The sequence below is a fragment of the Bacillus sp. DTU_2020_1000418_1_SI_GHA_SEK_038 genome (assembly GCF_032341175.1).
GTDB lineage: Bacteria > Bacillota > Bacilli > Bacillales > Cytobacillaceae > Cytobacillus.
The window spans coordinates 1,678,197-1,693,088 of sequence record NZ_CP135435.1; the positions used below are offsets into that span (position 1 = coordinate 1,678,197).

The following is a 14,892-nucleotide window of genomic DNA, read 5'->3' on the forward strand; positions in this document are numbered from 1 at the left end:
CTGCATTTGTGTTAAAGAGAAGGGCCGGAAAAATATCCGGCCTTTTTTATAGTGCTATTAAGCAGCTAGCTATTTTGTTTTTAATATGATTTCATCAGTTTCTAAAATTGCCTGTAATTGATGCACACCGGGCTGATCAATGATGAAATCAGCTAGCTTATCTTCGAGCTGATCCTGAATAACTCTTCGCAACGGACGTGCTCCGAAAGCAGGGTTATAGCCTAGCTCGGCAAGCTTTGATTTAGCATCATCGGAAACTGTAAGCTTAATGTTTTGCTCACTTAGGTTTTGATTTAAATCATTGAGCATAATTTCAACAATTTGTAATAGATGTTCTTTATTAAGTGACTTAAACTCAATGATATTATCAAAACGATTGAGGAATTCTGGTTTAAAGAACTGACCAAGAGTATCTAAAATACTTGCTTCCTTCATCGCTTCATTCGTACCAAATCCTACATGAATCTCCCTGTGCTGTACACCAGCATTACTTGTCATAATAATGACGGAGTCTTTAAAGCTCACAGTGCGTCCCTGACTATCTGTTAAACGTCCATCCTCAAGAATTTGGAGGAATATATGCTGAACATCAGGATGTGCCTTTTCAATCTCATCTAGCAGAATAATACTGTATGGGTTAAGGCGAATTTTTTCGGTTAATTGACCCGCTTCTTCATGTCCAACATAACCTGGAGGGGAGCCGATAATTTTTGAAATACTATGCTTCTCCATATATTCACTCATATCAAGGCGAATCAGTGCCTCTTTAGAGCCAAATAGTTCTTCAGCAAGTGTTTTAGTTAATTCTGTCTTACCGACACCTGTTGGTCCTACAAACAAGAAGGAACCAATTGGACGGTTTTTTGATTTAAGACCGGCTCGGCTTCTGCGGATTGCCTTTGCTACCTTAAGAACGGCGTCCTTTTGGCCGATAACTTTTTTAGAGAGATTTGATTCAATGTTTTTCATCTTGATTTGGTCATCTTCTAGAAGTTTTCCAACAGGAATCCCTGTATTTTTCTCAATGATTTCTTGAATATGGTGGATTTCAACAATTGGACGGGACATATGGTTATTTGCGTTTAATGCCTTCTCCAATTTTATTTCTTCATCCCTAAGCTTTGCAGCTTCTTCATAGTTCTCTTCTTGTAGAGCTTTTTCCTTCTGTTTGTTAATTTCCTTCAAGCGGTTTTCAATCTGATCAGAGGAAGGAAGGTCTGATTTCAAATTAATTTTTGAACCGGCTTCATCCATTAAATCTATTGCCTTATCTGGGAGGAAGCGATCTTGAATATATCGGCTTGATAAATATACACAAGCCTTTAAAGCGTCATCTGAATAGGATACCTCATGATAATCTTCATACTTTGATTTAAGGCCATTTAGAATCCCGAGTGCTTCGTCAGCGGTTGGCTCTAGTACTTGTACCGGCTGGAATCGCCGTTCAAGAGCTGGATCCTTTTCAATTTGACGGTATTCCTTTAATGTAGTTGCACCGACTAATTGCAGTTCCCCTCTAGCAAGTGCCGGTTTTAGAATATTTCCTGCATCCATAGAGCCTTCGGCTGAGCCGGCTCCAACGAGTAGATGAATTTCATCGATAAAGAGAATAATATTTTTTCTTTCTTGCAGTTCATGTATTATTTGTTTCATTCTTTCTTCGAATTGTCCGCGAATGCCGGTATTAGCAACTAGTGAAGCAACATCCAGCAAGTAAACCTCCTTATTAAGGAGTTTCTTTGGAACTTTGCCCTCTGAAATAGAGGCGGCTAATCCTTCGGCAATGGCAGTTTTCCCGACACCAGGCTCCCCGATTAAAACAGGGTTATTTTTATTCCTTCTATTTAATATTTCAATGACACGGTTAATCTCTTCATCCCTTCCAATCACGGGATCAATTAGTCCAGCTTTAGCAAGCCCTGTTAGGTTTCTGCCGAATTGGTCAATAAATCCACCGCGGCCAGTTCCTTTGGCGTCCTTTGTAGCAGGATTATTTTTGGGACTCTGGGCTGAGTTTATATTATTAAATAGCTCCTCAAATGGAAGCTGATTAAAACCTGAAAATCCGCTTAAAGATGGTCCAAAGGAGGAACCAATCTTTGCTTTTTCATCCTGATAGCAGCTTTGGCAAAGGATTAGGTTTTTTTCATTTCCGTTTACATTTACTTTAAATTGTACATTTGCTTCTTTATCACGACATTTTTGACAAAGCATATGGAATACCTCCTATTTATATTTTGACTTTGACTATATTTGATCTTTGACTATATTATACTTTGACCTTCTTTGACTTTCAAGAGGCTTATCTTGGATTTTGTTTAGTGAATTATTGGAAGTATTTATGAATAACCGTAGAATGCTCGTCTTAGTTTGTCCTCAGGTTCATATATTGAAGAGAAGGAGGAGATCTAGTGAAGACGAACTGGAGCGCAGCCTTTCAAATAGCTGCTGTATATGTAGGGACTGTTGTTGGGGCAGGCTTTGCAACAGGGAGGGAAATTGTTGAGTTCTTTTCCCGTTTTGGATTTATTGGATTAGTTTCTATCTTAATGAGTGGCTACATATTTATTTTTCTAGGTTCAAAATTAATGAGGATTGCAGCACGTATTGGAGCAACTTCCTATCAGGAATTGAACGAATATTTATTTGGTAGATTTTTTGGTTCTGCCATTAATATATTGATGCTTTTCATGTTGCTTGGGGTATGTGCAGTCATGTTGTCTGGTGCAGGGGCAGTATTTGAGGAACAAATAGGACTATCGAAATATACAGGGATTTTCGTCACGATCGGCCTATCCATTGTCGTTATGATTTTAGGGACGAAGGGAATATTTGCTGTAAATTCTTTTGTCGTTCCAATGATGGTTGCTTTTAGTTTTCTATTATTGTTTATTTCAATGAGACTTCCTAATTTTACGGAGCAAATATTGTATATACCTTTTGCAGAAGATGGGTGGAAATCTGTTGTAGCTCCATTTTCATATGCGGCATTGAATTTAAGCTTGGCACAGGCTGTTTTAGTTCCAATTGCGTCTGAAATTAAGCATGACAAAACCATTAAATGGGGGGGAATACTTGGTGGTGGAGCTTTGACTATTATCCTTATTTCAAGTCATTTGACATTAGTTATGCTGCCTGGGCTTGAAACATACGATATTCCCATGGCAGTGATCATGAAAACATTTGCATCATCATTATTTTGGATTTATGTTTTTATTATTTATGGGGAAATTTTCACCTCAGTCATTGGAAATGTATTTGGCATTGAGCGCCAGTTGAGGAAGTACATATCCGTTCCTAGTATAGTTACGGTATGTATTATTTTTACTGCATGTTACTTTATTAGTTTAATAAACTATGGGACATTATTATCATATTTATATCCGGTCTTTGGTTATATAAGTATTATTTTTGTCGTGCTATTATGGATGAAGCCCTTTGAAGTAAAATAAGGGACCGTACTAAAAGCAAAGGTGCCAGGCACCACGATTCAATATCTAGTCTCAAATTAGTAGAGAGTGTCTAGATGCTTGTATGATTGTGGAGTCAGGCACCTTATAGTACAGCCTTAGTGAAAATGATTATTTATTTTTTAAAATTGTCTTGCCCATTTGCAGGAAGGCATCTTTATAATCTAAATTCTTCTTTGTAAATAGAGACAATTTAATTGGCTGATCAGAATTTTTTATTAAATAGGAAGTAACGACATCATCACCATTTGATGCTTCCATGGCAATAGAATCTTTAAAAAACTCATCTCCGCTCGGCACTTCAATGGGATGAATTGTTTCGTCAACTGCTTGAAGCTGTGCCTTCGTATTTTCTTCCATCATGTCCCATTGTACGTCTTCAGGAAGAAGCTCTATTCGCATAAAGATATGATCATTTTCTGTTAGATAGATAACATCTTTGTTAGGCTCTTCGGCTGTAAGCTCAAATTCAGGAAGGACGTACATTGAATATGGCTGGTTGTCACTTGATTTAAGGAATGCTGTTTCTTCCTTAGCCTCGTCATTTAAAGTATATTGGAGGTTTTGTTCAAGAATACGAACAACCCCCTCATCCTCTTTCGTTTGTTCATCATTCTTCTGTTCAACGGGCTCTTGCTCCGTATCTGTGTTTTGATTTTCCTGACTTTCCTTATTTATCTCTTCATTTTGAGTTTGATTAGACCCATTTGCATCATCATCTTTGTTTTCACTCGTACCACATCCTGAAAGAATGAGTCCTAATAATCCAAAAATAAACATCCATTTTTTCAAATGTTTCACTGTTATTCCCCCTAGTAAATGCTAATAAGCTGCTGTAATTAATTAGACGAAAAGTTAAAATAGGAGTTACATAATTATTCCTACAATATCATTTTCTTATTTAAAGGTACAAATATATTAAGGAAAATGAGTAAAAGTTCTCATTTTTACTTTAATGGAACGATAACAAATAGGAATAAATCAAAAATTAAATGTGAGACAATTAATAAAGGCATACTTTTTTTCCATGTGTATAGCCATCCCCAGAAAAGTCCTGCAACTAAAGCGGCAAAGGCAAGAATCCATTGTTCTGAGTATAGATGAACAGATGCATAGAGAATTGCTGAAATTACGATTGCTGCTGGGATATTTGTGTATTTTAATATTCTCGTTTGAACGAAACCACGCCAAAATATTTCTTCACCGGGAATAATAATCAAGATGAGAACAATATAATGCCAAAGCATCGATGGGGAATACCTCCCATACAGCTTTGAAATATCCTTCATCATGGGAAGATTTAAAAAATCAATCATATGAAATCCAGCCCAAAAAATTCCAAATAGTAAGAGACCAGAACCGATTCCATACAAGAGATACAGCCCAAACGGGACTTCATCCTTTAATTCTTCGTTTAATATAGAGTGGCTGATTAAAAATAAAAGGGAAGCTGAAAAGATATACCAGAAAACGGCTTTATCCTGAAAAGTAAAATACATAAGCATATGAGCAATAATGAGCCCAATTATTAGACGGTAATCTGCAGTTATTTTCTTCAAATGTCCAAGCTCCTTTCTGCAAACAAGTCTATTTTAGCAAAAAGAAATCAATAATTGTAATCAAAAAAGGTTTCTTTTGTTTTTTTGAATATAAATTAGTGAAAATTGCTTAACCTAAGGGTAAGAGAAGGGAGGGAAATACAGTGACAAAATCGAAGCGAGAAAAGGATCGGGCTTGGACAGTCAGAAAGCAAGATCAGAATCCCCATGGAAAAGTAAAGTCCCTAAAGGAGATAGCTCAAGAGAAAGAATAATATTGAATAAATTTAAAGAGAAAATAAAATAAAATAAAAAGCAGTAGTAAGCTGCTTTTTATTTTATACACTCTCTTTTGTTAAGTATGCGTTTTCATAACACAGATTCCTTCACAACTTTATAATTTTTATGATTAACTACAGTCCTTTGTTCAAGATCAAGGTCTCGATAATTTCCCATATAGGAAAGATCAACGATTACTGAGTTTTCGTTTACCTTTTCGACAATTCCCTGCAATCCATCACGGAATTCAATGATATTTCCCACTTCTGCTTTTTTCAAAAGCCTCGCCCCTTTTTTGCAAGATTTGAATTAAGAGATTAATAACAGTTTGCACTAATTTTTATTTTTCGTAAAGTAATATGTTATTATTTCGTGAAATTCCCTAAATTTCCCTCGGAGTATTGGTTGCGCTTTCATTTTCATCGTTTCTGCATACAATCTATAAATCACAATAAAGGATTGAGATTCTCGTGGAAAACATAATAAGATTCATATATTATGAAGGTGTAATAATCTGATAAGGGTGCTGAATGATGAAGGAAGAACAAATTCATGAAATCTTAGAAAAGTTAAAGAGTGGGGAACTATCGGAATACTATGTAACGAAGGAAGAGTTTCTTCCAGTACGTAATGTACTTGTCAATAGAGAGGATTTTAAGCAATTTAGAGGTATAGCCCAGCGCGGAGGGGCAGTGCTTTATCGTTACATGGAAAGAGCTAGAAGTTGAAACGAATAGTTGGTAAATGGATGCTTGAGATAACTCGAGTGTCCTTTTTTATTCCGTTTGCCTTATCAAATAAAAGGTGAAAATTACTTTAGTCTCATAGTCTAAAGAGGGATTTATGCACATATTCTTTAACATCTAGATGACATTTGATGGAAGGAGGAATTAAAGTGGGAATCAGGCTTATAAAAATTTCGTCCATATACTTTGCAGTTGGTGTTTTAATCGGATATTATATGTCAAGCTCTCATTCTTATGTCCTAACACCGGTTCATGTACACATTAATCTGCTTGGATGGACATCGCTAACATTAGCGGGTATACTTTATCATTTATTCCCGAACCTCGCAGCATCAAAGTTAGCAAAATGGCATTTTTGGCTGCATAATCTTGGCTTGCCAATTATGATGATTGCATTGGCGATTGTAGTCACTACTCAAAATGAAGCGTTTATACCAGGAACAGCAGTTGGCGCTACCGTCACAGCGATTGGTATATTGTTATTTGTCTTTAATATCTTAAAGAATTTAAAAGGTAATGAAAGATAACTTTAAATTAATGAAATTAACAAAGAGGCTTCACTTCAACGATTAATATGTTGTAGAAATGGATCCTCTTTTTATATCCTTTTTGTTCCATTTTCCTTGCATAAAAAGGAGATTCCGTTGTTTTGTGACAGTGATTGCTTTAATATCATCATCACCGTTTTTCAAGTGGACAGAAGGACAAAAGTGGTCGGAAAAAATAGAGCAATTCAACAATAACGAGGGTTCCCAAGAAAACACTTTCATTCCAAGTGAATTGGAGGATGCAGGAAAACAGATTTCTGTAGACATGACTCTTATTGGGACTGTTTTTTTCGCTGTAGGTATAATTTTGCTGTTTATCTATGTTTAAAGAGGTTTTTGCATGTTAATAAGAACGATCGATAAAGTGTTTTACTTACCGGCTATTCCAATGGCTGGTTTTTTTATTTACAAAAGGTTTATCTTTAATCGTTAAAGGCTATGGTAGGAAAAAGGAGGAAAACGCGATGCAACGTCATGTTTATTTTCTATTTTTGCTTATTCTTTTTTCTCTCATGCTGACAGGCTGTAAGCAAACTGGATCCAGCCAATCGATCGTAAACAGTCATGCGGAGGCCTTGTTAACAAAAAACAATGAACTGCAATTTCGGTTTAAAATTAATGATAAAATATTAAGCGGGGAGAAGCTTTACAAAGTTAAAGTAACCATTCATAATGCAAAACTTGCATCTGCACTAGGTACAAGTGAAATTATCTACGGGTCAGATGTAAAATTTACCGGCGCGTATATTGAAGTTAATAACCATAGGGATAACTTCATTTTTATGAATCCAATTCCTTTACTTAAAGATCTTCATGTATTTGAAATTGAAGAAATGATCATGAATGAGGATGCAGTTTCGGTAGAGGTTTTTAATGATAAACAGGTTATTGCAAAAGCTTTTCTAACAAACTTTTCATCACAGTTATAATTTTTTTCTTTGTTTAGTTTGTAGCCGTATTGGGAATAATGGTAAAGCGCATGAAACTTGGGGGGGGCTAGACTGAATGGTCTAGTCTTTTTCCTTTTTTATCTTCATAGTAAATGACGATAGCAACAAAAAAATAGAATGATAGGAAGAATTTAAATTTTAACACAAGAAAAATGCTTTTTAAACTAGACTTGAAGTAAAATAGAATTAGAAGTGAAATTGGTAATAAATACATATAAACTGTGAGAGGAGTTTAAGGATGGGGTTACGTGAAAATACGGTCATAGGATTTATTGGTACTGGGGTCATGGGGAAAAGTATGGCAGGGCATTTGCTTAACGCTGGATATCCATTAATTGTTTATTCGCGGACAAAAACGAAAGCTGAAGATTTAATTGCCAAAGGTGCGGAATGGACAAACTCTCCTAAAGATGTTGCAGAAAGGGCAAATATTATTATAACAATGGTTGGCTACCCTGCAGATGTAGCTGAGGTATATTTAGGTGAAAAGGGAATTATTACAAACGGACAAGAAAATTCATATGTCATCGATATGACAACGTCTACACCAACCCTTGCGAAACGAATATATGAAGAGGCAAGAGAAAAAGGTATTTTCGCACTTGACGCTCCAGTATCTGGGGGTGACATCGGTGCGAAGGAAGCAAAGCTTTCGATCATGGTTGGCGGAGATAAAGAAGCATTTATGGATTTGGAGCCAATCTTCCGTTTAATGGGAACTAATATTGTCTATCAAGGAAAAGCTGGTTCTGGGCAGCATACAAAAATGTGTAACCAAATTGCCATTGCCTCGAACATGATTGGGGTATGTGAAGCGATCGTTTATGCAGAAAAGGCTGGTCTTGACCCGGAGACTGTATTGAAAAGCATATCGACAGGTGCTGCAGGCAGCTGGTCCCTTTCTAATTTGGCACCCAGAATGATAAACGGAAATTTCGATCCTGGTTTTTATATAAAGCATTTCATTAAGGATATGAATATTGCTTTACAAGAAGCCGAGGCAATGGGAATGAAAACTCCAGGCTTGGCATTAGCAAAGGAAATGTATGTACAGCTTGCTGAAGCCGGTGAAGAAAACCGCGGCACACAAGCACTTTATAAGTATTGGGAGCGGTAATGAATAAAGGAACCCTCTTTATTTAATAATAAAGTTGATTGTTATGAAAAGGGGGTTCTTCTATGGCAAAGAAAACGAAAAAAAATGATCCTCAGCAAAAAAATAAAAAAGGATTCGATTCAGCTGTTTTAGACACGGAATTTGCCCATGAAATGGGAAGTACCGACACAAATCAGATTCATAAGGATAAAGCAAAAAAGGAAAAAGCACCGAAAAATAATGGAAAATATAAAGGTTAATAAAAAAGGTGAGCTTAAAAAAGCTCACCTTTTCCTAATTAATATCTGTAATTCCATTCAAGAAAATGGTTTTTAGTAGTGTTAAAAATTAGAAATTATTGAGTATAATATAAAATGCACTTAGAATAATAGATGGTCATTATTGATTAATAAGTTTTGGAGGTAGTACTGTGGAAACGATTTTGGATAAACAACCTTATGAAGAAAGGATGGAATACGGAGGATTTTGGATTCGATTTGCAGCATATATTATTGACTCCATCATAATAGGAGTGCCATTATTAATCGTTACTTTGATTATTTTTATGCTCTTTTTTGGGGGCACCGGGGCACTTGATTTATTTTTGGGCGATCCCTATGCAACTGAGCTATCAGATGAAGATGCCTTATTATTCCTTGGTTCTTATTTAGGAGCACTCGGAATATCTTTGTTAATTAATATTGTAGGAGCTGTTGCCTACTTTGCTGGTTTACACGCTTCAAAATGGCAGGCAACTGTAGGAAAAAAACTGCTTGGATTAAAGGTAACTGATTTAAAAGGAAACAGAATTTCCTTTTGGCGTGCTTTAGGCAGATATTTAGCTATGTCTTTTTTATCAGGAATTCTTTTAATTGGCTTCATTATTGCTGCCTTTACAGAAAAGAAACAATCCCTTCATGATTTAATTGCAGGTACGACTGTCATAAAAAAATAGTAAAACTTATGCAAAGAGCAGGCAGAAAGCCTGCTTTTTGCATTTCAATAGTGACAAAAGCTATTAGAAAATTATTCACTAAATCTTTTAAATTATTTTTAGAAAAATTTTCTATTCGTGATATAGTAGTAGGTATAATTGTTCATTTTATTAACAGGAAGGGCGAAGTTTGCGTGGAACATAAAAAAGGAATATTATTGGAAAGCGGAACAAACGAACTTGAAATTGTTGAGTTTGGTATTGGGAAAAACAAATTTGGAATCAATGTAATAAAGGTGAAGGAAATAATTAACCCTGTTCCTGTTATTCAAGTACCCCATGCTCATAAAAATGTCGAGGGCATTATTGAATTGCGGGGAGATGTGCTTCCAGTTGTCAATGTAGCTACCGCATTAGGTTTTCCTGCATCTGAGAATCCCCAGCAGGACAAATTTATTGTCGCTGAATTTAATAAGCAAAAAATCGTATTCCATGTACATAGCGTGACACAAATTCATCGAATTTCTTGGGATCAAATAGAAAAGCCATCTGAAATGTATCAAGGTCCTGAGAGCCAGATTATTGGGGTTATTAAGCTTAATGGAGAAATGATCTTATTATTAGACTTTGAAAAAATTGTTGTGGAAATTAATCCTGAAACGGGGATAAACGTTCAGCAAGTACAAAAGCTGGGGAAACGGGAACGATCTAATAAACGACTAGTTGTGGCAGAGGATTCGCCATTACTGCGCAAGCTCCTTTATGATACGTTAAAGGAGGCTGGGTTCGAATATATTGAGTTCTTTGAAAACGGCCGCGATGCACTAAACTATTTGGAAAACATAGTTCAAAGTGGAAAGAATATTGTGGACGAAGTTCAGCTTGTGATTACAGATATTGAAATGCCACAGATGGATGGGCATCATTTAACGAAACGAATTAAGAATAATCATGAATTAACAAAGTTACCTGTCGTTATTTTTTCTTCACTAATTACGGATGATCTTCGCCATAAAGGGCAAATGGTTGGGGCAGATGCACAAGTAAGTAAGCCTGAGATAGCTGAACTTGTCCTGCTTATTGATAAGATATCTCTATAAGGATTTTAAAGAGGAAAAGCTAGGCCTCCCTTTTGAGGGACCTAGCTTTTTTTTAAAAATAACTTTCCCCGAGCTTTTTAAATACGGGTTTATTATATGACCGTTTTTTATGTGATGGTGGATCATTTGCTTCCTTAAGTCCTGTATAAGATATTAGAAGTTTTTTCGCTTGGTTTAAGGAGAGAGTGGATCTTGGGTTGCGAATATGGTCATTTAATTTTCCTAAATGAGGCAGTTGGGCGAAATCTGCTTTGGATGGCGGTAAATGAAATGAATAATTTCCACACTCAACAAGTACATCTGATTGCTGCTGACTGTATTTAGGATTACCTGAGAAATGAAGTCCCACCTTATTGGCTTTACCTTCTCTAATAAGCTTTTGTAATGCATCCTGTTTCAGCTTATATAGGAACTTTGGGTTCGTTGCTGTCTTTGCATGGCGATTAACGGTGAAGATTGCTTGTGAGAGGTTTTCAACCGTTGGATGTAAATAATGAGGATTGTCGTTCTTTTCCGAGTTCAATAGTATGACTCCTTTCAATTTGTTAGGGGTATATTGCTATTATACCCCTTTTTTCAAAAAAATGAAATAAAATAGGAAAATAACTCCTAGTAGACTCTATTACGTCATTTATCGCAGATTAACGGGCTGTAAGGCCCTCGCTTCATCAAGTCCCCAATGATAGGCCACTATTACTTGTAAAGGAACGATATCTAGCCAATTACCTAAATCGGAAAATACCTGTGCTCCAAACAGGGGGCGAAAGGGGGGATTTTAAGAGTCTTAAACATGCCTGTTTTCATTTTTTAGCTCTCCTTATTTCCATTAATGGCCTCTCTTCGCCTTGCCAAAAGCTTATCCCATATAAATAACAAATATAATTTATACATAAATTTTCGAATATTATCAGCAGTATGTATGACAAACAGGAATGTCTTTTTTGTCATTTTGTATTATAATGAAAAAATATTGGGGAATTTGTAAACAATCTGGACATTTTGTTAAAATTTGATTGTTATGTGGAAATCATTCATGGCATCTCATGATGTATACATGACCAAGTTCTTTTAAGGACGGAATAAGTATAAGGATGATTAGATGAAAAAGATAAAGGAATTATTAACCACACAATTAAATAGTATTAATATTACAAATAAGGCTGAAGGCATTATCTTAGATATTATTTTTCAACATATTAAAGATATGGTATTTATCATGAAGGTAGAGCCTGGTCCTAATTTCACCTATCTTTTCGCTAATAAACCAGGGATAGAGCATGCTAATTTGCCACTTGACTATATTGGGAAATCATTGGATGAAGTTCTCCCGTTTAAAACTGCTTACATATTACAGCAAGAATATTTAAGAATTCTTAGGCAGAAAAAAACAATTGGATTTTCAGATGAGGTTATCCTTCCAGATGGAAGCAAAATGAACGGAGAGTCGTTTTTGACTCCTGTGTTTGATGAAAATAACGAGGTACGCTATGTTGTATCAGTCACAAGAGATATAACATCAGCAATAATAGAGAAGAAGCGATTAATTGAAAGTGAACAGAAATACCGATCCATCGTTGACCATAATTTAGATGGAATTCTGACAGTTAATCTAAATGGCATCATACAGGAGGTCAATCCTGCAGGAAGTAAATTAACAGGTTTGTCAGAAAAGCAACTGACCAATAGATCAATTTTTGATTTAATTCCTGAACAGGATATTGAAGACATAAAAATGCTTTTTCACAAAACTAGGAATGGCTATCCGATTGAAACACTAGATTGCCGTTTTGTTCATCGAAAAGGACATTATTTAACGGTACACTTTAAGACCGCACCAGTTGTTGTGAACAAAGATATTGTAGGAATATATGTAATAATACGTGATATCTCCGAACAGGCTAAAAATGCAGAAACAATAAAATATATGGCATTTCATGATCAACTGACAGGATTATATAATAGAAGAGCATTATTAGGCGACTTGGAGGAGCAAATAACTTCTGCAAAAAAGACAGGAAATGAATTTGCCCTTCTTTCGATTGATTTGGATCGGTTTAAATATTTAAATGATACACTTGGACATATTTTAGGAGATGAAATATTAAAGAAAGTTGCAAACAGGCTTTCTGAATTTAAAAGTTGCACCGTGTATAGACAGGGTGGGGACGAGTTTATTATTCTTCTTCCTAAAATTGATAGAAATAAAGCTAGCAAATTTGCACAGAATATTTTATCAAAATTCTCTAAATCCTTTTATTTAAGCTCGCAAGAATACTATATTACACCAAGTATTGGGATCAGTATGTATCCGAATGATGGAAATAACGCAGAAACGCTCATCAAAAATGCAGATGAAGCATTATTTAGGGTAAAAGAAAAAGGGAAAGCTCATTTTCAATTCTATCGCACAGAAATGAATTCAATCCTAAGAAATGTTGTTGAAATGGAAACACTTCTGCGGAAGGCGATTGAACGGGAAGAGCTGTTATTGCATTATCAGCCCCAGATTGATTTAAAAACAATGAGAGTATCTAGTTTTGAGGCGTTATTACGCTGGGATAATCACACACTTGGGATGATTCCTCCAGGAGAATTTATTCCACTTGCTGAGGATACAGGATTAATCATCCCGATTGGAAACTGGGTAATTGATACTGCCTGTAAGCAAATTCGTGATTGGTCAGTTAAATATCAACAGGATTTTCGAATTGCTATTAATATTTCTCCTAAACAATTTCAACAGCATAATTTACTTAAGATCATTCAAAAGTCTATTGAAAAATATCGAATTAGTCCTATGGCTTTGGAAATTGAAATTACAGAAGGAGCTATGCAGGATACAAAGGATACAGCTCCTATCCTATCAAGATTAAAGGAACTTGGAGTTTCCATATCTGTCGATGATTTTGGAACAGGCTATTCATCATTAAATTATTTAAAGCAATTTCCAATTGATGTCTTAAAGATTGATCAGTCTTTTGTCAAGGATGTACTACTGAATGATAAAGATGCAGCTATTACAACGACTATTATCCATTTAGGGAGAAGCCTAGGGATGGAGGTAATCGCTGAAGGGGTAGAAAACACGGATCAGGCGACATTTTTATTAAATGCCAACTGCCACAAAGCACAAGGATTTTTGTTTTCAAGACCTCTTCCTGCCGAAGAGATTGAAAATGACTTTCTTAAAGAATACTGCAATAAATAGAAAAAGGAAAAGCAAATGGCTTTTCCTTTTTCTATTCACTAATGAGCGTAAATACTGTCAATTCAGGCTTGGATAAAAAACGGAATGGAAGACGGGTAGTCCCAATTCCGCGATTAACATAGAGTGTTAATGGTGTATCACCAATTTCATAAAAGCCTTCATGATATTTTTCTGCAAAAGGTGGCTTTACAAGGGCGCCTAAAAAAGGAATCTGGACTTGTCCACCGTGACTGTGACCGCTAAGCTGTAGATGGATATTATACTGTGAAGCCTCATCTGCTAAATCGGGAGCATGGGATAAGAGGATTTTAAAAGAATCTTTAGGAACTCCAATTAAAGATTTCTTGATGTCAGGCTTTCCTAACATGGCATCATCAATTCCAATAATATATAAGCTGCTGCCATCAAGCAGTTTTACCTGCTGATGGCTGTTTTGCAGCAAAATAATATCAGCCTGCTCAACAATAGATTTATAAATATCTGATCCGTACCCTCCATGATCGTGATTTCCGTATATAGCAAATTTACCAAATGGGGCTTTAAGATTTTTAAGAAGCGGGATTATCTTATCCCCTTCAGTAAATTTATTGGGTTCGTCCAATAAATCCCCTGTGAAGAAGATAAGATCTGGTTTAAGCTCATTTATTTGCTGCACAAGAGTCATGAATTGCTTCCTATCATATTGAAAGCCCAAATGAGTATCACTGAACTGAACAATTTTGAAATGATTGAAGCTTTTTGGAATTGATTTATGACGAATAGGAAAATTATTTATCTCTAAAAGCCTTGGCTCAATATGTCCAGCATAATAATATCCTGCAGCACCTAGACCAGAAATTGTAAATAATGAGCCGAATACTTTTTTCAAAAAAGACCTTCTCGTAACTTTTTTCGGCATGAATATTACCAACCATTCTAATTCATTTTCATTTTAATACATTGATACCTTCTAATACTATCAAACTCTTATCTTAAAAAGAAGCGATTTAAAATGATTTAAGAGTTTAACTTTAACTTGTAGGA

General features: G+C 35.6%; 17 protein-coding genes. 11 read left to right on the forward strand and 6 right to left on the reverse strand.

Annotation, left to right across the window (positions count from 1 at the left end):
* Positions 1-69: 69 nt before the first annotated feature.
* Positions 70-2,214, reverse strand: a complete 2,145-nt coding sequence (locus tag RRV45_RS08300) for an ATP-dependent Clp protease ATP-binding subunit (protein ID WP_315668345.1) — start codon at positions 2,212-2,214, stop codon at positions 70-72.
* 197 nt (positions 2,215-2,411) lie between these two features.
* Here RRV45_RS08300 and RRV45_RS08305 point away from each other — a divergent pair, with 197 nt between their 5' ends.
* Entirely contained in the window at positions 2,412-3,452 is a 1,041-nt protein-coding gene (locus RRV45_RS08305) for a YkvI family membrane protein (RefSeq protein WP_315668346.1), read from the forward strand.
* A gap of 129 nt (positions 3,453-3,581) precedes the next feature.
* Here the strand turns inward: RRV45_RS08305 and RRV45_RS08310 are convergent, their stop codons facing one another.
* On the reverse strand, positions 3,582-4,271 hold the full coding sequence (locus RRV45_RS08310; protein WP_315668347.1) for a hypothetical protein: 690 nt from the start codon (positions 4,269-4,271) through the stop codon (positions 3,582-3,584).
* Positions 4,272-4,417: 146 nt separating this feature from the next.
* Entirely contained in the window at positions 4,418-5,029 is a 612-nt protein-coding gene (locus tag RRV45_RS08315; RefSeq protein WP_315668348.1) for a CPBP family intramembrane glutamic endopeptidase, read from the reverse strand.
* Between the two features lie 143 nt (positions 5,030-5,172).
* On the opposite strand from RRV45_RS08315, the gene RRV45_RS08320 reads away from it, so the two are divergent.
* Positions 5,173-5,283 (forward strand): DUF6254 family protein, encoded by a 111-nt coding sequence (locus RRV45_RS08320; protein ID WP_315668349.1) that lies wholly within the window; start codon positions 5,173-5,175, stop codon positions 5,281-5,283.
* Positions 5,284-5,377: 94 nt separating this feature from the next.
* On the opposite strand, the gene RRV45_RS08325 is transcribed toward RRV45_RS08320, so the two are convergent.
* Positions 5,378-5,566, reverse strand: a complete 189-nt coding sequence (locus RRV45_RS08325; RefSeq protein WP_315668350.1) for a YkvS family protein — start codon at positions 5,564-5,566, stop codon at positions 5,378-5,380.
* A gap of 251 nt (positions 5,567-5,817) precedes the next feature.
* On the opposite strand from RRV45_RS08325, the gene RRV45_RS08330 reads away from it, so the two are divergent.
* The 8 genes from RRV45_RS08330 (at position 5,818) to RRV45_RS08365 (ending at position 10,661) form a co-directional block, all read left to right on the forward strand.
* Positions 5,818-6,015, forward strand: a complete 198-nt coding sequence (locus RRV45_RS08330; RefSeq protein ID WP_410489344.1) for a hypothetical protein — start codon at positions 5,818-5,820, stop codon at positions 6,013-6,015.
* Positions 6,016-6,182: 167 nt separating this feature from the next.
* On the forward strand, positions 6,183-6,560 hold the full coding sequence (locus RRV45_RS08335; protein WP_315668351.1) for a cytochrome-c oxidase: 378 nt from the start codon (positions 6,183-6,185) through the stop codon (positions 6,558-6,560).
* Positions 6,561-6,684: 124 nt separating this feature from the next.
* Complete coding sequence (locus RRV45_RS08340; protein WP_315668352.1) at positions 6,685-6,909, forward strand: hypothetical protein; 225 nt, start codon at positions 6,685-6,687, stop codon at positions 6,907-6,909.
* A gap of 136 nt (positions 6,910-7,045) precedes the next feature.
* Entirely contained in the window at positions 7,046-7,510 is a 465-nt protein-coding gene (locus tag RRV45_RS08345) for a hypothetical protein (RefSeq protein ID WP_315668353.1), read from the forward strand.
* 259 nt (positions 7,511-7,769) lie between these two features.
* A complete protein-coding gene (locus RRV45_RS08350; protein ID WP_315668354.1) occupies positions 7,770-8,648 on the forward strand; it encodes an NAD(P)-dependent oxidoreductase in 879 nt (292 codons plus the stop codon).
* A gap of 62 nt (positions 8,649-8,710) precedes the next feature.
* A complete protein-coding gene (locus tag RRV45_RS08355; protein ID WP_315668355.1) occupies positions 8,711-8,887 on the forward strand; it encodes a hypothetical protein in 177 nt (58 codons plus the stop codon).
* Between the two features lie 170 nt (positions 8,888-9,057).
* The gene (locus RRV45_RS08360; protein WP_315668356.1) at positions 9,058-9,582 is read left to right on the forward strand and encodes an RDD family protein; all 525 of its coding nucleotides are present in this window, start codon (positions 9,058-9,060) and stop codon (positions 9,580-9,582) included.
* A 173-nt stretch (positions 9,583-9,755) separates the two neighbouring features.
* Positions 9,756-10,661, forward strand: a complete 906-nt coding sequence (locus tag RRV45_RS08365; RefSeq protein ID WP_315668357.1) for a chemotaxis protein — start codon at positions 9,756-9,758, stop codon at positions 10,659-10,661.
* A gap of 52 nt (positions 10,662-10,713) precedes the next feature.
* Here RRV45_RS08365 and RRV45_RS08370 read toward each other — a convergent pair whose 3' ends face one another.
* Positions 10,714-11,184 (reverse strand): YkyB family protein, encoded by a 471-nt coding sequence (locus RRV45_RS08370; protein WP_315668358.1) that lies wholly within the window; start codon positions 11,182-11,184, stop codon positions 10,714-10,716.
* Positions 11,185-11,760: 576 nt separating this feature from the next.
* Here RRV45_RS08370 and RRV45_RS08375 point away from each other — a divergent pair.
* Complete coding sequence (locus RRV45_RS08375; RefSeq protein ID WP_315668359.1) at positions 11,761-13,869, forward strand: EAL domain-containing protein; 2,109 nt, start codon at positions 11,761-11,763, stop codon at positions 13,867-13,869.
* A 31-nt stretch (positions 13,870-13,900) separates the two neighbouring features.
* Here RRV45_RS08375 and RRV45_RS08380 read toward each other — a convergent pair whose 3' ends face one another.
* Positions 13,901-14,767 (reverse strand): metallophosphoesterase, encoded by an 867-nt coding sequence (locus RRV45_RS08380; RefSeq protein ID WP_315668360.1) that lies wholly within the window; start codon positions 14,765-14,767, stop codon positions 13,901-13,903.
* Positions 14,768-14,892: the final 125 nt, after the last annotated feature.

What these genes read in the sequence shown, in the direction of transcription:
- RRV45_RS08380 (WP_315668360.1), bottom strand. Translation starts at nt 14,767, where the DNA reads ATGCCGAAAAAAGTTACGAGAAGGTCTTTTTTGAAAAAAGTATTCGGC.
- RRV45_RS08355 (WP_315668355.1), top strand. Translation starts at nt 8,711, where the DNA reads ATGGCAAAGAAAACGAAAAAAAATGATCCTCAGCAAAAAAATAAAAAA.
- RRV45_RS08345 (WP_315668353.1), top strand. Translation starts at nt 7,046, where the DNA reads ATGCAACGTCATGTTTATTTTCTATTTTTGCTTATTCTTTTTTCTCTC.
- RRV45_RS08300 (WP_315668345.1), bottom strand. Translation starts at nt 2,214, where the DNA reads ATGCTTTGTCAAAAATGTCGTGATAAAGAAGCAAATGTACAATTTAAA.
- RRV45_RS08350 (WP_315668354.1), top strand. Translation starts at nt 7,770, where the DNA reads ATGGGGTTACGTGAAAATACGGTCATAGGATTTATTGGTACTGGGGTC.
- RRV45_RS08330 (WP_410489344.1), top strand. Translation starts at nt 5,818, where the DNA reads ATGATGAAGGAAGAACAAATTCATGAAATCTTAGAAAAGTTAAAGAGT.
- RRV45_RS08375 (WP_315668359.1), top strand. Translation starts at nt 11,761, where the DNA reads ATGAAAAAGATAAAGGAATTATTAACCACACAATTAAATAGTATTAAT.